Annotated in this window: 18 protein-coding genes and 1 riboswitch; of the genes, 1 reads left to right on the top strand and 17 read right to left on the bottom strand. The window is 40.2% G+C overall.

Annotated features, from left to right (window positions below):
- Positions 1-2: 2 nt before the first annotated feature.
- The 10 genes from LI951_RS02915 to purC all read right to left on the bottom strand — a co-directional run bounded on the left by LI951_RS02915 (position 3) and on the right by purC (position 11213).
- Positions 3-410 (bottom strand): hypothetical protein, encoded by a 408-nt coding sequence (locus tag LI951_RS02915; protein WP_229441203.1) that lies wholly within the window; start codon positions 408-410, stop codon positions 3-5.
- 1006 nt (positions 411-1416) lie between these two features.
- Positions 1417-2682, bottom strand: a complete 1266-nt coding sequence (gene purD, locus LI951_RS02920) for a phosphoribosylamine--glycine ligase (protein WP_229441204.1) — start codon at positions 2680-2682, stop codon at positions 1417-1419.
- A gap of 18 nt (positions 2683-2700) precedes the next feature.
- Positions 2701-4242, bottom strand: a complete 1542-nt coding sequence (gene purH, locus LI951_RS02925; RefSeq protein ID WP_229441205.1) for a bifunctional phosphoribosylaminoimidazolecarboxamide formyltransferase/IMP cyclohydrolase — start codon at positions 4240-4242, stop codon at positions 2701-2703.
- Positions 4243-4247: 5 nt separating this feature from the next.
- On the bottom strand, positions 4248-4823 hold the full coding sequence (gene purN / locus LI951_RS02930) for a phosphoribosylglycinamide formyltransferase (protein ID WP_229441206.1): 576 nt from the start codon (positions 4821-4823) through the stop codon (positions 4248-4250).
- Entirely contained in the window at positions 4820-5872 is a 1053-nt protein-coding gene (purM, locus tag LI951_RS02935; RefSeq protein ID WP_229441207.1) for a phosphoribosylformylglycinamidine cyclo-ligase, read from the bottom strand. Before purM ends, purN begins: the two co-directional genes overlap by 4 nt.
- 37 nt (positions 5873-5909) lie before the next feature.
- Positions 5910-7346, bottom strand: a complete 1437-nt coding sequence (gene purF, locus LI951_RS02940) for an amidophosphoribosyltransferase (protein WP_202068334.1) — start codon at positions 7344-7346, stop codon at positions 5910-5912.
- On the bottom strand, positions 7331-9553 hold the full coding sequence (gene purL / locus LI951_RS02945) for a phosphoribosylformylglycinamidine synthase subunit PurL (RefSeq protein WP_229441208.1): 2223 nt from the start codon (positions 9551-9553) through the stop codon (positions 7331-7333). The genes purF and purL overlap by 16 nt, the downstream gene beginning before the upstream one ends.
- Positions 9550-10233 carry a phosphoribosylformylglycinamidine synthase subunit PurQ gene (gene purQ / locus LI951_RS02950; RefSeq protein WP_202068330.1) on the bottom strand — a complete coding sequence of 228 codons (684 nt, stop codon included), beginning with the start codon at positions 10231-10233 and terminating at the stop codon, positions 9550-9552. Before purQ ends, purL begins: the two co-directional genes overlap by 4 nt.
- 1 nt (position 10234) lies before the next feature.
- The gene (gene purS / locus LI951_RS02955; protein ID WP_202068328.1) at positions 10235-10483 is read right to left on the bottom strand and encodes a phosphoribosylformylglycinamidine synthase subunit PurS; all 249 of its coding nucleotides are present in this window, start codon (positions 10481-10483) and stop codon (positions 10235-10237) included.
- 19 nt (positions 10484-10502) lie between these two features.
- Positions 10503-11213 carry a phosphoribosylaminoimidazolesuccinocarboxamide synthase gene (purC, locus tag LI951_RS02960; protein WP_202068387.1) on the bottom strand — a complete coding sequence of 237 codons (711 nt, stop codon included), beginning with the start codon at positions 11211-11213 and terminating at the stop codon, positions 10503-10505.
- A gap of 295 nt (positions 11214-11508) precedes the next feature.
- Here purC and LI951_RS02965 point away from each other — a divergent pair, with 295 nt between their 5' ends.
- Entirely contained in the window at positions 11509-11892 is a 384-nt protein-coding gene (locus LI951_RS02965; protein ID WP_202068326.1) for a hypothetical protein, read from the top strand.
- Positions 11893-11998: 106 nt separating this feature from the next.
- Here the strand turns inward: LI951_RS02965 and purB are convergent, their stop codons facing one another.
- From purB to LI951_RS03000, 7 genes are all read right to left on the bottom strand, one after another.
- The gene (gene purB / locus LI951_RS02970; RefSeq protein ID WP_202068324.1) at positions 11999-13291 is read right to left on the bottom strand and encodes an adenylosuccinate lyase; all 1293 of its coding nucleotides are present in this window, start codon (positions 13289-13291) and stop codon (positions 11999-12001) included.
- A 14-nt stretch (positions 13292-13305) separates the two neighbouring features.
- Complete coding sequence (gene purK / locus LI951_RS02975) at positions 13306-14436, bottom strand: 5-(carboxyamino)imidazole ribonucleotide synthase (protein ID WP_202068322.1); 1131 nt, start codon at positions 14434-14436, stop codon at positions 13306-13308.
- Positions 14420-14908, bottom strand: coding sequence for a 5-(carboxyamino)imidazole ribonucleotide mutase (purE, locus tag LI951_RS02980; protein ID WP_202068320.1), 489 nt, complete (start codon positions 14906-14908; stop codon positions 14420-14422). The genes purK and purE overlap by 17 nt, the downstream gene beginning before the upstream one ends.
- Positions 14909-15093: 185 nt before the next feature.
- Positions 15094-15675 carry a xanthine phosphoribosyltransferase gene (locus tag LI951_RS02985; RefSeq protein WP_229441209.1) on the bottom strand — a complete coding sequence of 194 codons (582 nt, stop codon included), beginning with the start codon at positions 15673-15675 and terminating at the stop codon, positions 15094-15096.
- A 56-nt stretch (positions 15676-15731) separates the two neighbouring features.
- Positions 15732-15827: riboswitch (purine riboswitch) on the bottom strand.
- Between the two features lie 306 nt (positions 15828-16133).
- Complete coding sequence (locus tag LI951_RS02990; protein ID WP_202068316.1) at positions 16134-16817, bottom strand: hydrolase; 684 nt, start codon at positions 16815-16817, stop codon at positions 16134-16136.
- 26 nt (positions 16818-16843) lie between these two features.
- Positions 16844-17452 carry a glycoside hydrolase family 73 protein gene (locus LI951_RS02995; RefSeq protein ID WP_229441210.1) on the bottom strand — a complete coding sequence of 203 codons (609 nt, stop codon included), beginning with the start codon at positions 17450-17452 and terminating at the stop codon, positions 16844-16846.
- Between the two features lie 121 nt (positions 17453-17573).
- Positions 17574-18092 carry a hypothetical protein gene (locus LI951_RS03000; protein WP_202068312.1) on the bottom strand — a complete coding sequence of 173 codons (519 nt, stop codon included), beginning with the start codon at positions 18090-18092 and terminating at the stop codon, positions 17574-17576.
- Between the last annotated feature and the right edge of the window lie 88 nt (positions 18093-18180).

Consider the following 18180-nt stretch of genomic DNA (forward strand, 5'->3'; position numbering starts at 1 on the left):
TTCTACTCCTTCAACTGTTCTTCTGTATCCAAAATTCCTTGATAAATTTTATCTGCTTCTTCATAATTTTTCTTGTGAATCGCTGTCGCCATATTTTTAATGTCTTTACTCAATAAACGATAGGTTTCGTAAATTGTTTGGTCTTCTTCTGACAACATTTTTTTGTAGCTTGATAATTTTGCTTTATCCCCAATAGTATTGAATTTTGTTGCGACTGATTTTAAATCTGTTACATATTCATTGTACTGAATACTGCCATCTGCCTTCATGTCCACCCAAAGTTGATAATTCTCTTTAAAATCAGACTCCAAATTGAAAATCTTTGTCTCAATGTCCCCTGTCTTTTTTGGTGCACAGGCACTTAAAAGAACAACAATCACTAGACATACCCAAATATACTTCTTTTTCATTTTCTCCCCTCCTTCTATTTTTTTACTATACAGTAGTCTTCATAGGTACTGCATATTTCTATAATTATAAAAAAACTAGTAAAAGTCAATATAATTATTTATTTTTGATAAAATAATCATTCTTTGGTTAAATAATTTTGTGAAATAACATTTTTTAATTTTAGGATGAAACTACTCATTCATTTGAATAAAGAGATCTCAAGTGTCTAGTTTAACTAATTATTGGTAGAAAGGAGTTTTTACACGTTGAAGCAATGAAATATATCTTCTGTACAAAAAAGGCCTCTACAATTTCCGCTGCAGAGAACCAATGAAACTTACAGGCTGCCATCATGGTTAGAGTAGATACAAACCAAACTGTTGGCACATTTCCTAATGCTAGAATCAATCGTATCATAGACCTCTAATGATTCACGATTCGAGCATTCTCTATTTAAGTGATTCGCAATCGTTGATTGGTTGACTGAAGTGGTAGGATTGCGAAATTTCGCCTTGGTATAATTGGACTTCAAGTCGCGTATCTTCATGATATTTCCAATTTTTATTCGGCTTGCAATTATCCCTCGGCGAGCGAGAGCGACTTTAATTTTGTGCGTACCATAATTCTTTCAGCTATTCTCAAATTCTTCGGTGACAGCCTTTTGAAGCTCCGATTAACAAGGGTGTTTTTCGATTTGTAATAATAGGATTACCGAGAAATATGGAAGAGTTCGCATATCGCTGTTATGAAGTATTTACGCTTATTAGCACTAATTACTTGTCTTTTTATCCAAATATCAGCGCCGCTTGCTTTAAAATATCATTCTCTATTTCCAACTGCTGATTTCACTTTCGAAGAGCGACCAATTCTTTCTCAGAGTGCTCCTTTCACTTCTAAAAAAATATTATTTTATAAAGTGTTCTCTATTTTCAAAAAAATAAGAGGTACCAATTTCTTGGCATCTCTTGAAAACATTGATATATCGATGTTTTTAACGTTATCCTCTTATTTCAGTTGAAATGTTCTCTATCTCAACGCCTTACTGCCTATATCATGACGATAGAAGGTACCCGCAGTATCTACTGAATCGAGCAGTTCGTAGACCTTTTTTTGTGCTTCTTCCAGCGTGTCTCCCTCTGCTTCAACCAGATACACGCGTCCTCCTGAAGAAACCAATTGTTGAGCTTTTTCATCTACTCCAGCGTAATAAATTCGCTGACCATCAAGCAATGAAAACTCTGGCAATTGGACGCCTTTTTCATAATCACCCGGATATCCCTCTGCAGCGACAACAACACCCAAGCTAAAACCGCTCGTTTTCCAATGAATATCGGGTGTCCGCTCATTAAGGAGATCATCAATAATTTGAACAAGATCACTCTCCAGTCGTTGCAAAACAACCTGTGTTTCCGGATCGCCAAAGCGTGCATTAAATTCAATTACTTTTGGTCCATCCGCCGTTGCTATCAATCCGGCATATAAAATGCCTGTAAATGGACAACCATCACTGACCATTCCTTTGGCAGCAGGCTTTAAGACTTTTTCAATTGACTCGCTGATTAATTCTTCACTGATTTGCGGAACCGGGCTGTACGCCCCCATCCCACCAGTATTAGGTCCAAGATCATTTTCAAATACCCTCTTATGATCCTGTGCGACAGTCATTGGATAAACTTCTTCTCCTCTGACAAAAGCCAGCAATGAGTATTCTTCACCAGCAAGAAAATCTTCAACGACCACTTTTGCGCCGCTCTCTCCAAAGCGATTGTCCTCAAGCATATCATGCAAAGCATCTGCCGCTTCTTCTACTGTTTCAGCAACGACAACGCCCTTGCCTGCAGCCAGTCCATCTGCCTTAATCACAATTGGTGCGCCTTTTTCTTCAACATAGGCTTTCGCCTGGTCAAAATCAAAAAAAGTCTGGTGTCCTGCTGTTGGAATATCATACTTATTCATCAGGTCTTTTGCAAAGTCTTTGGAGCCTTCGATCATTGCTGCTGCTTTATCAGGACCAAAAATCTTCTGTCCTGCTGCTTTAAAGTCATCTACAATCCCGTTCAATAAAGGAACTTCCGGACCGACAAACGTCCAGTCAATCTTTTTCTTCTCAGCAAAGTCAATCAGTCCTGAATGATCGTCTTCCTTCAGATCCACCAACTGAATCCCATCCTTTTTCATCCCGGGATTTCCTTTAGCGCAGAAAACACTGTCCACCAGCGAACTTTGCATAAATTTTTGTGCGATGACATGCTCTCTGCCACCGCTGCCGATCACTAATATTTTTAAGCCCATGATATCCTCCCTTGTTAATCAGTGTCTGAAATGTCTGACATCTGTAAAGACCATTGCAATGCCGTATTTATCCGCCATATCAATTGATTCCTGATCTCTGATACTGCCGCCCGGCTGTACAATTGCTTTAATTCCATGCTTTGCTGCATATTCCACACTGTCTCCCATTGGGAAATATGCATCACTTGCCAATACTGCATCAGATACTTTTTCACCTGCCTGCTCGATAGCAATTTGGACAGACCCTACACGATTCATCTGTCCTGCACCAATCCCCACAGTCTGATGATCATTCGCCAAAACAATCGCATTGCTCTTGACATGCTTCACAGCTTTCCAGGCAAATGCCATTGCCGTCATCTCTTGAGCTGTCGGCTGACGTTTTGTCACAACTTTCCATTCCTCAGGATTTTCTTTTACAACATCCTGATTTTGAATGAGCAAGCCACCTAAAACAGTTACTTTTTCATCATCATAGGCCTCGTCTTTATGCGTAAAGTCCAAAGTCATGAGGCGTAAATTCTTTTTCTTTGATAAAATCGCAAAGGCTTCATCTGAGAAGCCGGGAGCAATAATAATCTCTAAAAATAATTCATGCATTTTTTCCGCTGTGGCTTGATCAACTTCCCGATTTAACACAATAATACCACCGAAAATTGATACTGGATCTGCAGCATAGGCATTATTATAGGCAGAAAAGATATCTTCACCTATCCCTATCCCACATGGATTCATATGCTTAACAGCAACAACAGCAGGCTGATCAAATTCTCTGGCTATACGAATTGCTGCGTCGCCATCCTTAATATTATTGTAAGAAAGCTCTTTTCCATGCAGCTGTTTCGCGCTGGCAATTGAAAATGGAACAGGCAGTGCATCCTGATAAAAGGCTGCCTGCTGATGACTATTTTCTCCATACCGCAGAGGCTGCTTCAATTCATACGTAAATGTCAGTGTTTCCGGTTCGGATTCTTCTACCAAATCCGTTAGATACGTACCAATAAGCGCATCATATGCCGCAGTATGACGAAAAACTTTCGCTGCGAGCTTTTGCCGTGTTTCAAAGGTTGTTTCCCTTTGGCTTTGCAGCTCTTCCAAGACGGTACTGTAATCCTTCGGGTCTACTACAACAGTGACAAACTGATGATTCTTTGCTGCACTTCTCAGCATACTTGGACCGCCGATATCAATATTTTCAATTGCCTCAGCAACAGAAACATCCGGCTTCAAGATTGTTTCTTTGAATGGGTATAGGTTTACACAAACAATCTCAATCGGTTGAATGTTATGCTCAGTCATGGCTGCCATATGATCGGGCAGATCACGACGACCAAGTAGTCCTCCGTGGATTTTAGGATGAAGTGTTTTTACTCTTCCATCCATCATTTCCGGAAAATCCGTAACTTCTTCTATGCCAATCGTTGAAATGCCTTCCTGTTCCAGCATCACTTTTGTTCCACCTGTTGAAATGATTTCTATCCCCAATTCTGTCAGCTCCCTGGCAAAATCTGCTACACCTGTCTTATCTGAAACACTGATTAATGCTCGCTTTGTTGTCATGCAGTCTATCGCTCCTTCTTTTCTTGAATTATCTTTTGAATGACAATTGGATAAAGTCGATGCTCTACCTTATGAATCTTTTCTTCAAGACCTTCCAATGTATCGTCTGAATGAATTGCAACTTTTTCCTGCACTATGACAGGTCCGGTATCGATCCCTTTATCTATAAAATGAATGGTTACTCCTGTTTCTTCCACCTTAGCTTCAAAAGCATCTCTAATTCCATGGAGTCCCGGAAACAAGGGCAATAATGAAGGATGAATATTAATTATCTTTTCCGGATATGCTTCCAGCAATACAGGCCCAATCAATCTCATGTACCCTGCAAGAACAATTAACTCAACTTCTTTTTCTTCTAATAAATGCAGCAGCTCTGCTTCATAAATCCCTTTGGATGAAAAATCTTTAGGAGAAAAAGAAGCACTTGGTATGCCCAATTTTTCAGCTCTTTCAAGCACCTTTGCATCCTTTTGGTCGGAAAACAGCAAAACAATTTCTCCATCAATTTTTCCTGCTTGAACAGACTCAGCGATGGCTTGAAAGTTGCTTCCGCTTCCTGAAGCAAAAACAGCAATTCTCATCGGCTCACCTCAGTAAAAAGAATAGTCTTTTCCGGCTCTTTTCTTTCAACTACTTTACCAATAGTATAACTTTCCTCCCCAAGATCAGCGAGAATTTTTTGAACACTATTCAGATTTTTCGGAGAAACAGCTAAAACCATACCGATTCCCATATTAAAAATCTCATACATTTCCATAGGCGGAATCTTCCCATATTTTTCCATTAGAGTAAAAATCGGTAAAACCGGCCAGCTTCCTAATTCAACGGACGCCGCAGTATTCTTTGGCAGCATTCTTGGAATGTTTTCCACAAAACCACCGCCAGTGACATGTGCTATCCCGTTAAGCAGCTGTTCTTTTATAAGAGGCAGAAGTGTTTTCACATATATTTTTGTCGGCATCAGTAGTTCTTCTACCAGCTCTTTTCCCTCTAATTCAGGAAGGTGATCAGTCAGTTTAAAATCATTCATTTCAAAAAATATTTTTCGAACTAGCGAATAGCCGTTTGAGTGGATGCCGCTGGATGGCAGTCCCAACAACACATCTCCTTCTTTGATTCGGTCACCAGTGATTAACTGGCTTTTCTCAGCAACTCCCACCGTAAAGCCGGCAAGATCATAATCATTTTCATTGTACATGCCAGGCATTTCAGCTGTTTCACCGCCGATAAGAGCAGCACCGGATTGAACACACCCTTCTGCGACACCTGCGACAACTTTTTCCAAACGCTCCGGTACATTTTTACCTGTTGCTATATAATCAAGAAAATAAAGAGGCTCTGCACCCTGAGCTACAATATCGTTCACACACATTGCTACACAATCAATCCCGATCGTATCATGTTTATCAGCCTGAATGGCCAGCATCAGCTTGGTTCCCACACCATCTGTTCCCGAAATTAAAACTGGTTCCTTCACTTCCACACTGCTCAAATCAAAGCACCCGCCAAAGCCTCCTAAAGCTCCCATAACACCGAGACGCTCTGTTCGCTTAACATGTTTCTTAATTCTTTCGACTACTTCGTATCCGGCCTCTACATCTACTCCGGCTTTCGCATACGCATTTGCCATGCTGAACCTCCTTATTTATTATCGGTTGACCCATTAATCAACGCTCATTTTCTGTTTCCAGTGAAGCAAGATATGTTTCTTCATAATCATAGAGCGGTGTTGGGTAATCTCCATTAAAATATGCCATGCATAATCCTGTATAAGGAGCATCATAGTTTAAACCAATTGCGTTAATCAGCCCTTCTTCGCTTAGAAAGCTCAGTGAATCTGCAGTAATCAGTTCCTGAATTTCTTCAATCGAATGATTTGCTGCAATCAGCTCTTTCCTTGTTTGAATATCAATCCCGTAAAAACAGGGATATTTCAGTGGGGGTGAAGCAATTCGAACGTGAACTTCTTTTGCTCCGGCTTCCTTCAGAAGCTGGACTATCCGACGACTGGTTGTTCCTCTTACAATAGAATCATCGACCATGATGACACGCTTGCCTTCAACTACACCTCGAACAGCAGACAGCTTCATCCGAACACCTTGTTCTCTCAGTTCCTGAGTCGGCTGAATAAATGTTCGAGCAATATACTGATTTTTTACCAGACCCATTTCATAAGGAATCCCGCTGGCTTCTGCGTACCCGCTTGCAGCTGACAAAGAGGAGTTTGGTACACCAACCACCATATCCGCTTCAACAGGTGCTTCTTCAGCTAGAATTTTCCCCATATTTTTTCGGGCAGTGTGAACATTCACTCCAGCAATATTTGAATCCGGACGTGCAAAGTAAATAAATTCCATTGAACAAATTGCATGTTGCGTATCTTCTGTGTATTTTTCAATACGATAGCCCTGATCATCAATAATAATTACCTCACCCGGCTCCACATCACGAATAAAAGCCGCGCCGCTGACTTCCAGTGCACAGGTTTCACTGGCAACTACATAAGCACCGTTTTTCATCTTTCCAAGCGCTAAAGGTCGAAAGGCATTGGGATCTAAAGCCGCAATCATCGCTGTCTCTGTCATCAAAAGATAGGCAAATCCCCCCTTTACCTGACGCAGACTTTCTTTCAGCTGTTCAATAAATGTTGTCTGCTTACTTCTTCTAATCAAATGCATCAGAATTTCTGTGTCAGAATTGGAGTGAAAAATTGCTCCGTCCTTTTCAAGACTTTTCCGCAGACTTTTTGCATTAGTCAAATTCCCATTATGAGCAAGTCCTACTGAGCCATCATAAAATTTGAACAGAAACGGCTGAATATTATCTACACTGCCGTTTCCCGCAGTTGCATAGCGAACATGGCCAACTGCTGCAGCCCCTTTTAGTTCTTCGATAATTCTATCCTCTTTAAAAACCTCTGAGAGCAGCCCCAGATCTCTATGTCCATTCAATTTCCCGTTATCATTGGAAACGATGCCCGCGCCTTCTTGTCCCCTATGCTGGAGACTGTGAAGACCGAAATAGGTTAACCTGGAGGCATCTGGGTGCCCCCAGACCCCAAAGATGCCGCATTCTTCATTTAGGCTTTTTACTTCATAAGACATGGAATGGCATCCTCCCATAATTCTTTGGCTGTTGCAGTATCTACCTGCAGATTGCCATCAGCTGCCTGAATCACCATCGTATTATCGTTGGTAACAGTTCCAATCATTTCAGCTTTACTGCCCATCAATTCTTCAAAGACTTCTTGTTTTTCAGGCGAAACAGATAGAACAAAGCGAGACTGAGTTTCTGAGAACAGCCAAGACTGAGGCATAGTTATGGTACTTTCCATACCAAATCCGTTTTTGAAACAGGACTCAGCCAAAGCTACTGCAAGACCTCCTTCAGAACAATCATGCGCACTAGCTACCAGTCCCTGTTGAATTGCATTCAGTACTAAATCCTGGTTTTCTTTTTCTACAGATAAATCAAAATCCATCAGTTTCCCTTCAATACGCCCAAGCTGCATTTTCTGAAGCTCAGTCCCATTAAAGTCTGCTTTCGTTTCACCTACAATGTAGATTAAATCTCCTGCCTTTTTAAATTCCTGCGTAGTCACATGAGCAATATCTTTCACTAAACCAACCATACCAATCATTGGTGTTGGATAAATGGCCTTTCCATTCGTTTCATTGTAAAGAGATACATTTCCGGAAATAACCGGTGTATCCAACAGCTCACAGGCTTTCGCAATACCATCAGCTGATGTCCACAGCTCCCAAAATCCTTCAGTTTTATCCGGTGAGCCATAATTTAAGCAGTCTGTGATTGCCAGCGGCTGACCGCCGGAGCAAACAATGTTTCTTGCTGCTTCAGCGACTGCAATTTGTCCTCCAACTTCCGGATTCAGGTAAAGATAACGGGCATTGCAGTCTGTTGTCATTGCCAGCGCCTTATTCGTTCCTCTTACACGTAAAACAGCTGCATCACTTCCCGGCAAAACAACTGTATTTGTTCTTACCTGTGAATCGTAGGTTTGATAAATCATTTTTTTAGAAGCAATAGTGGGCTGCTGCAATAATTTCAGAAGTAATTCGCTGCTGTCTGTCACAGACGGTTCAAAGTCTGCTAAATTCGCAAATTCTTGAATACGAGCCGGCTCTTTCTTTTCTTTCTGATAAACAGGTGCATCTTCAGCCAATGCATCTACCGGCAGATTGGCCACTTCCACTTCATGATGATACAAACGATATAAGCCATCATCTGTTACCTCACCAATTGTTACTGCATCCAGATCATACTTTTTGAAAAGCTCGATCACTTCTTCTTCATGTCCCCGCTCAATACAGATCAGCATCCGTTCCTGAGATTCCGAAAGCATCATTTCATAAGGTGTCATTCCAGTTTCACGCTGAGGAACATCATCTAAATAGAGTTTTAACCCTGATCCGGCTTTTGAAGCCATTTCTGAGCTGGAAGACACCAAACCTGCTGCCCCCATATCCTGAATCCCAACTAAAATATCTGAATGCTCCAAAATCAGTTCCAGACAGGCTTCCAAAAGCAGCTTTTCCATAAACGGATCACCAACTTGCACGGCTGATCGCTGCTGTTCTTCCCCCTCCACGAACTCTTCCGAAGCAAAGGTTGCTCCATGAATACCATCACGCCCGGTTTTAGCTCCTACGTACATGATAGAATTGCCGACACCTTTTGCCTGACCTTTTTGAATATCTTTATGGTTAATCAGACCCACACACATCGCATTTACCAGAGGATTTCCTTCATAACAAGGATCAAAAGCGACCTCACCGCCAACAGTAGGAATTCCAATACAATTTCCATATCCGCTGATACCGGCGACTACTTCCTCAAGAAGATACTTTGTTCTCTGGTTATCCAGTTCACCAAAACGAAGAGAGTCTAATATAGCAATAGGACGAGCTCCCATGCTGAAGATATCTCGAATAATCCCGCCAACACCTGTTGCTGCACCTTCATAAGGCTCAACTGCCGAAGGATGATTGTGACTTTCGGCTTTAAAAACGACTGCCTGACCATCTCCAATATCAACAATTCCCGCACCTTCTCCAGGTCCCTGAATCACCTGCGGGCCTGAAATAGGAAATTTTCTTAAAACAGGCTTTGAATTCTTATAAGAACAATGCTCACTCCACATAACTGAAAAGAGACCCGTTTCAGTGTAGTTTGGCATTCTGCCTAAAATATCTTCTTCAATCATGCGATATTCTTCGTCAGTCAGCCCCCACTCCGCATAAATTCTTTTCTCTTTAATTTCCTGAGCAGTCGGTTCGTTAATTGTCATCATGCTTGATTCGTCACCTTTCCATAATTAGTAACAATAGACTGGAAGAAACGCAATCCATCTTCTGATCCAAGCAGACTTTCCACTGCCCGTTCAGGGTGAGGCATCATTCCCAGAACATTTCCTTTCTCATTGATAATTCCTGCAATGTTTTCCAGGCTTCCGTTTGGATTTTCATCTGCGTAAGTAAAGACAATCTGATTATTGTCCTTCAATTTTTGAAGTGTTTCATCATCACAATAATAGTTTCCTTCACCATGGGCTACTGGAATTTGAATCACTTCACCCTTCTCATAAGCTGTTGTAAACATGGTTTGAGCATTTTCCACTTTTAACCCCACTGTTTTACAGACAAAATGAAGAGACTGATTCCGAATCAATGCACCAGGCAGCAGTCCGGCTTCAGTCAGAATTTGAAAACCATTACATGTACCAAAAACCGGCTTTCCTTCCTCTGCAAAACGAATAACTTCGTCAATAATTTTTGAAAAACGGGCTATTGCTCCACAGCGAAGGTAGTCGCCATATGAGAAGCCTCCTGGAAGCAGCACTCCGTCAAAGCCTTCAAGACTGGCTGCATCATGGCGAACATACTCTGCTTCAGCTCCTAGAATATCTTTAACCGCCCACAGCATATCCATATCACAGTTTGACCCTGGAAAAACAATGACTGCAAATTTCATGTTACGCTTCCTCCGTAATTTCGTAGCGATACGTTTCCATATTGACATTGGCCAATAAACGGTCACATATTGTTTCAATTGCTTCTTCGATTGGTTTTTCTGTTTTAGCAACTTTTATCTCAAAGTACTTTCCAATACGAACTTCTTCAATCTCCTCATAGCCTAAACGATGAATAGCACCCTTAACCGCTTCTCCCTGAGGGTCCAATACAGAATCCTTATAAGTTACATAAACTTTAACAAAATACATTCGATAAACTCCTTTATACTTATTTATTTTTTAATCGTGAAAATACTTCCTTGTATACTGGTACAATTTCGCCCAATTCTTTTCTGTAGACATCTTTATCGAGATGATCATTTGTGGTCTTGTCCCATAAACGGCAAGTGTCCGGAGAAATTTCATCTGCCAATAGAATTGTACCGTCCTCTTTTCGTCCAAACTCAATTTTGAAATCAATCAACCGTATATTTATTTGATCAAAAAGCTCAATTAATACCTGATTCACCTTTAGCGCAGCTTCTTTGAGAGCAATCAGTTCTTCATCAGTTGCGAGTTCCAGATACTTTATGTGGTCCTCATTAATAAAAGGATCATCCAGCTCATCCTTTTTATAGTAAAATTCGATAATTGGAAAGGTCAGCCGTGTTCCTTCTTCAATAGCCAGTTTTTTTGAAAAGCTTCCTGCTGCAACATTACGAACAACCACTTCAAGAGGAATAATAGCTACTGCCTCCACCAATTGTTCGGTCTTGGAAAGCTGTTTAATAAAATGACTGGGAATATCCTTTTTAGCCAGCTCTTTAAATATCAGCGAAGTAATCTGATTATTCAGTTCGGCTTTCCCTAAAATCTCATCTTTTCTTACACCATTCAGTGCCGTCGCCTGGTCAAGATACTCGATCCATATTTGACCTGTCTGATTTGTAGTAAATAATTTTTTTGCCTTCCCTGTGTAAATTAACTCTGTCTTTTCCAACAATGATGTACTTCCTTTCCAAATATTATTACTATGACATTCAAAATTGTTCGTCCGTTACTTTGTCTATATTTTAACAAGTTCCCAAAACACAGTCAATGAAATATGAACAATAATCACAATTGAATATAAAATTGTTCGTGTTTAAGCGAATTGATCAGTTGAATGAAGAATAATCAATTATTAAGAACAAATAGTAAGCATTTACAATTCGTTTGTTCAATGGTATTCTTAAGTCAATAATGACAGTAGAAAAAATAGATAACGTTTCTTTGATTGTAGGGAGGACTTCATTATGCAAGAGGATTATACAACGATTGCTCAAGATTTCTTGGCATCACTTACGAAGAAAGAAAAGATACGGCTTTACAATGATCTGCTGGCCTTAAAAACTGTGCATCATATGAATCAGGATCATACGTATTATACATTTAAGAATATTAAAAGAGGTGTAAAAAAATATTCTGAAAGAAGAAAAAGATGTTTCAATTATGTGAATGACCAACAAGTAGAATTAATGATCAATCAAATACATGAACAGCACTTTTTCAAAAATGGCTACCGTATTGAAGTATATTTGGCTAAACATGAATGCAGTTATGCATTTATTGAATGCCTGTTGCAAACATTACAGGAAAATCCGGAAAAATCATTTCACATGGAGGAAGTATTAGCATAAATGAAAAACGTCACCGCAGAATAGAAAATCTGCGGTGACGTTTTTTCTGGAAACAGAACCTCCTGAATTCGGCTTGGATTTCAGGAGGTTCTGTTTCTATTATTGGCTATAAACCTACACGTTCAAAAATAGTATCTACATTTTTAAGATGATAATTATAGTCAAAGGCATCATCTAGTTCTTCCTTGCTTAAGACTGAAGTAATTTTTTCGTCCTCATCTAAAAGTGGACGGAAGTCTGTTTGATGATCCCAGGCATAAGCTGTTTTAGGCTGCACTAAATCGTATGCTTCTTCTCTCGTCATTCCATGATCAATCAGCTTCAACAGAACACGCTGACTATATATCAAACCAAAAGTCGCATTCATATTCCTCTTCATATTCTCTGGAAATACAGTTAAGTTCTTAACAATATTGCCAAAGCGATTCAACATATAATCCAGCAAAGTCGTTGCATCCGGCATAATAATCCGTTCTGCTGAAGAATGTGAAATATCTCTTTCGTGCCAAAGCGTAACATTTTCATATGCTGTTACCATATGTCCGCGAATCACACGAGCCAACCCGCTCATATTTTCCGAACCGATCGGATTACGCTTATGCGGCATTGCAGAAGAACCTTTCTGACCCTTTGCAAAAAATTCTTCTACTTCCCTTGTTTCCGACTTTTGAAGACCGCGAATTTCTGTCGCAAATTTCTCAATACTGGTGGCAATCAGAGCAATAGAAGAAAAGTATTCAGCATGCAAATCCCGCGGAAGTATTTGTGTAGAGATTTCCTGTGGTCGAATCCCCAATTTTCCGCAAACATATTCTTCTACAAAGGGAGGGATATTCGCAAACGTGCCGACAGCACCACTGATTTTGCCTGCTTCCACTCCTTTTGCTGCATGCTCGAAACGTTCGATATTCCTCTTCATTTCAGAATACCATAATGCCAGTTTTAAGCCAAAGGTAGTCGGTTCTGCATGGACGCCATGTGTACGTCCCATCATAACAGTGTACTTGTGCTCTTTTGCTTTGTCAGCAATAATTTGAGCAAAATTTTTAAGATCTTCTCTTAAAATATCATTCGCCTGTTTCAGCAAATATCCATAGGCTGTATCTACAACATCTGTACTGGTTAAACCATAATGGACCCATTTCCGTTCTTCTCCCAGCGTTTCAGAAACTGCTCTGGTGAACGCAACCACATCATGTCTGGTAGATTCTTCTATTTCAAGAATTCTTTTTACCTCAAAGGAGGCATTTTCCCGAATCTTTTTCACATCGTCCTTTGGAATCTCTCCAAGCTCGGCCCATGCTTCATCAGCTAATATTTCCACTTCAAGCCAAGCCTGATAACGATTTTCATCTGTCCAAATTTTCTTCATTTGCGGTCTTGAATAACGATCGATCATTGTATTATCCTTTCTTAATCCCAAATACTGGTTTGATAAATATCTTCTAATGTATCAAATAAATTTTCTGTCAGAATCGTGATATGTCCCATTTTTCTTCCAGGTTTTGCCTTTGCCTTTCCGTAATAATGAAAATGCCAGTTAGGCTTTTCTGAAATAAATTCCATGGTTTCATAAATTTCATCACCCATAATATTCACCATTACTGCATCAGACAGCAATTTGATCTCAGGAATTGACCAGCCGCAGATCCCTCGAATATGTGCATCAAACTGACTAAAAGAACAAGCTTCGAGCGTATAATGTCCAGAATTATGAGGTCTCGGTGCCAGCTCATTTACATAGATTCCACCATTATTCGTTAAGAACATTTCCACTGCCAGTGTTCCTGCCAAATTTATTTCTTCAGCGATTAATCGGGCAATTCGTTGTGCTTCTTCTTTCACGTCTTCATCCACCCTTGCCGGTGCAATCGTTTCATGAAGAATATTATTTCTATGGATATTTTCTACTACAGGAAATGTCTGAATATCTCCGGTGCCATTTCCGGCAACTAAAACAGATATCTCCTTTTCAAACGGAATCCAGGCCTCCAAAACACAGGTTCCTTCTTTTAACAAATTCATTGACGGTGCCAGATCTGAAGGACTGTACAACACATACTGCCCTTTTCCATCATAACCGCCTCGAGTATTTTTCAGCACACACGGATACCCAATGCCGTCAATGGCATCTTGAATATCAGTTGGGCTGACAATTGTTGCGTAAGGAGCAATCACAATATTATTGGATTCCAGAAAGCTTTTTTCCAACAGCCTGTCCTGAGTAATTGCCAGCAGATCTGTTCCCTGAGGAATCTCTACTTTATCCTGAATATGAACCAGACTGTCCACATCTACATTCTCAAATTCATAGGTTATTACTTCTGAATGATTGGCCATTTCTTCCAATGCTTCTAAATCATCATACTCCGCCAATAAGTGCCAATCCGCCACTTGTGCTGCCGGGCAATCAGCCGTAGGATCCAATACGGCAATACGAAACCCCATTTCCTTCGCACTTAAGGCCATCATTTTGCCTAATTGTCCTCCACCGACTATTCCAATCATAGCCCCCGGTAATACAGGCTTATTCAAGATCATCACTACTTTCCATCACGATTTGTTCAAGAGATTTACGTCGCTCTTCTAATTTTTTCGCTATCTCTAAATCATACATGGAAAGCATCTGAACTGCAAGTAGTCCAGCATTGGATGCACCCGCTTTTCCTATTGCTGTTGTAGCAACAGGGACTCCCCCAGGCATTTGAACGATTGACAGTAACGAATCCAAGCCATTCAGTGCTTTGGATTGCACAGGAACACCAATAACCGGAAGTGTGGTTTTTGCTGCAACCATTCCCGGCAGGTGGGCAGCACCGCCGGCCCCCGCGATAATGATTTTAATTCCACGTTCTCTGGCCGATTCAGCAAAACGGAACATATAGTCAGGCGTTCGATGAGCAGAAACAACTTTTTTTTCATAAGGAATCTGAAATTCTTCTAAAATATCACAGGTCAGCTTCATTGTTTCCCAGTCAGAAATACTCCCCATAATCACAGATACTACAGTTGGCATATTAAATTCCTTTCTATGGCTTTTTCTCCTCTTCATTTTAGCAACAGGACGAAATCATGTCAAAGAAATATCGAATATTATCATCCTTTTTTCATCAAATGTTCGCCTTTACAACTTCATATTATTCAGACTTCATTCTGTATCTATCACTGCTAAACGAATTTGCTGTTTATCCAACTCCATTTTTATGCGTCCTCCTCAAGAAATTCTACACGCTGATTTTCCAGAGAAGCAATCCGTGCCAGAGAAACAATATTTAAGCCCATTTCTTCTAACAGCGCACGCCCGCTTTGGAAAGATTTTTCAATAATAATACCAATACCTGATACCTCGGCTCCTGCCTGCTGACACAATTCGACCAGTCCCTTTGCCGCCTGACCGTTGGCAAGGAAATCATCAATGATCAGAACCTTATCTTCCCCAGTTAAAAATTTTTTTGAAATGGAAATCTGGCTGGTTACCTGCTTTGTAAAGGAATAGACAGAGGACGTCAACAGCTCTTCGGACATCGTCAGGCTCTTCGCTTTTCTGGCAAAAATCATTGGAACCTTTAATGCCTGAGCTGCATAGATCGCAGGAACAATCCCCGAAGCTTCGATTGTCACTACTTTGGTTATTCCTTTATCTGCAAAAACTTCAGCAAACCTTTTCCCCACTCGTTCCATCAACTCGGCATCCACCTGATGGGTAATAAAACTGTCTACTTTCAAAACGCCATTACTTAGAACATGCCCGTCTTTTTTTATTCTTTCCACTAATTCTTTCATTTCTATCGTCCCTCCTAAACTAAAAAAAGTTTGCAAAGCAAAAAAGGGGGCGTTATTGAACTCACTTCTTCGCTTATAGTCCGGAATTTATGGTACTGGGCAGAAACGGCCCCCTGTTATGACCCTATACATACTAAGAAATATAATAGATTCAATTATCCACAATTTTATTTAAAATACAAGACAACCATACTTAGAATTTTCTTATAAAAGAGAATAAAAAAATAGTTTTTATTTAGGGTCTGTCTAAAAACCCCTGAAGCAAGCCCTTTCAAAAGCAGATATAGGCGAATTCCGTTTAAAGAAAGAATGGTCCCATATTCTTCGTCTTATCGTTCGCATACAGCATGTCTCATAGGCCCTTTGGACATGCGACGAGCATTCAAAAATTTTCAGACCGATCTTAAAAAGAAAAAATCAAGACAGGAGTCTTCTACTCCCATCCTGATTCAATCATTTTACAGCATATCTTTTTTTTCCTGTTCACGGTACTTCAGCATCTTCTTACTGAACAATTCACCGTTTGACGGCGGCGTATAAGTGATAGCATTCGCCCCAGCCTTAATCGTTTCTCCGATCACTTCTTCTGTAGGTCCTCCAGTGGCAATAATCCCCAGCTCTGGATACTTTTCACGAAAATATTTTACAGTGGCTGGCGTCTCTTTACCGGCACTGATATTTATTAGAGAAACGCCCGCCTTCAGCTTATCATCCAGAGGGGTGTATTTTGACGTCACAGTACTAATCACAGGAATATCAACCACATCACATACACTTTGGATTGTCTCAATCGGCGTTGGTCCATTAAGCACCACACCAAGTGAGCCCTGCGCCTCTGCAAACATACTCATGTATACAGAGCGTGTCCCCTGTGTCAGCCCGCCGCCTACTCCTGAAAAAACAGGAATATCAGCAGCTTCAATGATACTTTTGGTAATTGCAGGATGTGGTGTAAATGGATAGACTGCGATAACAGCATCAGCATTTGTATTTCTGATAATTGATATATCTGTTGTAAAAATAATCGAACGAATCTTTTTCCCGAAAATTAGAATACCGCTCGCCTCATTGATTACTTCTGGAACTTTAATAATGTCCTGTTTCAAAAGTGTCATGACCTCTGGTACCCACTTTTTTTCCATCTCAGCACTTCCTTTCACTGCTTCAGCTACTGATCGTATTGGTAAAGCTCATAACTCTCAATTACATGGATTACTTTATCTGCATAATCCGGATCTGTCGCATAACCGGCTGACTGCAATGCCTGTGCAGCCTCTTTATAATTGTTTGCTAAAAGAACATCTTCATAGAGTCTTGGATTCCAAGTGACACCATTTACAAACAAACGTGTGTGATCGTCCATTGACTCCTCCCATGTATCATAAACCCTGAAGTCTCCCTGGATTGTCACCCACAACTCATTTATGTACTCTTTGGTTTCAAGATTGACCTTCTCTTCATCACCATACGCCTTGATGCCGAAAAGATTGTTGTATTCAGCTGCAAGTGTGCTCTGCCCCCAGTTCGATTCAAGGATTCCCTGCCCAATAATAATACTTGGCAGTACACCATAGGATGCCTGCAGCTCTTGAGCATGGGGCCTGATTCGATCAATAAATTCTTCCTTTGATACAGATGCGTTGTCCTGTGTATTGATAGTCTTTTCAATGTCATCTCCAAAATACATACGAAAAGAAAAAACAAATATTCCTGTAACAATCAACAACCCCAACAAAATAACAGGAAATTGTCTTTTTTTACCCCTTTTAACTTTCATAAAATCCCTACTTTTTTATTTACTGTTTTCCTGTACACAGATCACTCTGTCTTGGCAAATAGCTCTCATTACTTTACAAGTCAGTAATTATAACAGTTTTTCTCTGCAGAATCAATCCAGTCTAATCCATTACGTAGGTTTCCATTAAATTTTCATCCATCCAATCCAGCAATTCAACTTTTGATCCCTCAAGCTGCGGCTGTAGTTTAGACGGCAATCGGAATGTGATAATATCATCAAATCCCCATTCTCCATAAGCAATTGAAACTTTTAAATTGATGAAGCCTTCATCATCCTGGATGGAATTGTTAAACGGAAGCAGCTCCGCCCGTCCAACATCACTTTTCATCCATTTTCTGGCTATCATTGTTTTCAACCGTTTATATTCGGAGACAGCAATATTCCGCTTTTCAGGAAATAAGACCGTTTGCCGCATAATTTTTTGAGTGAGCATCCACTCATAATCAGTAAAAAGACTCTTTACTTTTTGCATATCCTCATTGTTCAGATTTCCTCTGCCGTTCTTCCAGTTTTCCCACTGATCCTTATCTATATTTAGATGTTCCAAATAAAAATGTTCTTCTGAAAAGAACTGTTCAATAATTGCACTGACAATAATATCTACATATACTTGATGCATCTTCATCCCTCCTTCTCTCATTTTACTTAAAATGGCTAAAAAAAGCACTTATTAATTATTAAAAAGAAAGCTTTTTTCTTTTTTAACG

Source organism: Enterococcus sp. BWT-B8 (assembly GCF_020567625.1).
Classification (GTDB): Bacteria; Bacillota; Bacilli; order Lactobacillales; family Enterococcaceae; genus Enterococcus_L.

What these genes read in the sequence shown, in the direction of transcription:
- LI951_RS02915 (WP_229441203.1), bottom strand. Translation starts at nt 410, where the DNA reads ATGAAAAAGAAGTATATTTGGGTATGTCTAGTGATTGTTGTTCTTTTA.
- purD (WP_229441204.1), bottom strand. Translation starts at nt 2,682, where the DNA reads ATGGGCTTAAAAATATTAGTGATCGGCAGCGGTGGCAGAGAGCATGTC.
- purH (WP_229441205.1), bottom strand. Translation starts at nt 4,242, where the DNA reads ATGACAACAAAGCGAGCATTAATCAGTGTTTCAGATAAGACAGGTGTA.
- purN (WP_229441206.1), bottom strand. Translation starts at nt 4,823, where the DNA reads ATGAGAATTGCTGTTTTTGCTTCAGGAAGCGGAAGCAACTTTCAAGCC.
- purM (WP_229441207.1), bottom strand. Translation starts at nt 5,872, where the DNA reads ATGGCAAATGCGTATGCGAAAGCCGGAGTAGATGTAGAGGCCGGATAC.
- purF (WP_202068334.1), bottom strand. Translation starts at nt 7,346, where the DNA reads ATGTCTTATGAAGTAAAAAGCCTAAATGAAGAATGCGGCATCTTTGGG.
- purL (WP_229441208.1), bottom strand. Translation starts at nt 9,553, where the DNA reads ATGATGACAATTAACGAACCGACTGCTCAGGAAATTAAAGAGAAAAGA.
- purQ (WP_202068330.1), bottom strand. Translation starts at nt 10,233, where the DNA reads ATGAAATTTGCAGTCATTGTTTTTCCAGGGTCAAACTGTGATATGGAT.
- purS (WP_202068328.1), bottom strand. Translation starts at nt 10,483, where the DNA reads ATGTATTTTGTTAAAGTTTATGTAACTTATAAGGATTCTGTATTGGAC.
- LI951_RS02965 (WP_202068326.1), top strand. Translation starts at nt 11,509, where the DNA reads ATGCAAGAGGATTATACAACGATTGCTCAAGATTTCTTGGCATCACTT.
- purB (WP_202068324.1), bottom strand. Translation starts at nt 13,291, where the DNA reads ATGATCGATCGTTATTCAAGACCGCAAATGAAGAAAATTTGGACAGAT.
- purE (WP_202068320.1), bottom strand. Translation starts at nt 14,908, where the DNA reads ATGCCAACTGTAGTATCTGTGATTATGGGGAGTATTTCTGACTGGGAA.
- LI951_RS02985 (WP_229441209.1), bottom strand. Translation starts at nt 15,675, where the DNA reads ATGAAAGAATTAGTGGAAAGAATAAAAAAAGACGGGCATGTTCTAAGT.
- LI951_RS02990 (WP_202068316.1), bottom strand. Translation starts at nt 16,817, where the DNA reads ATGGAAAAAAAGTGGGTACCAGAGGTCATGACACTTTTGAAACAGGAC.
- LI951_RS02995 (WP_229441210.1), bottom strand. Translation starts at nt 17,452, where the DNA reads ATGAAAGTTAAAAGGGGTAAAAAAAGACAATTTCCTGTTATTTTGTTG.
- LI951_RS03000 (WP_202068312.1), bottom strand. Translation starts at nt 18,092, where the DNA reads ATGCATCAAGTATATGTAGATATTATTGTCAGTGCAATTATTGAACAG.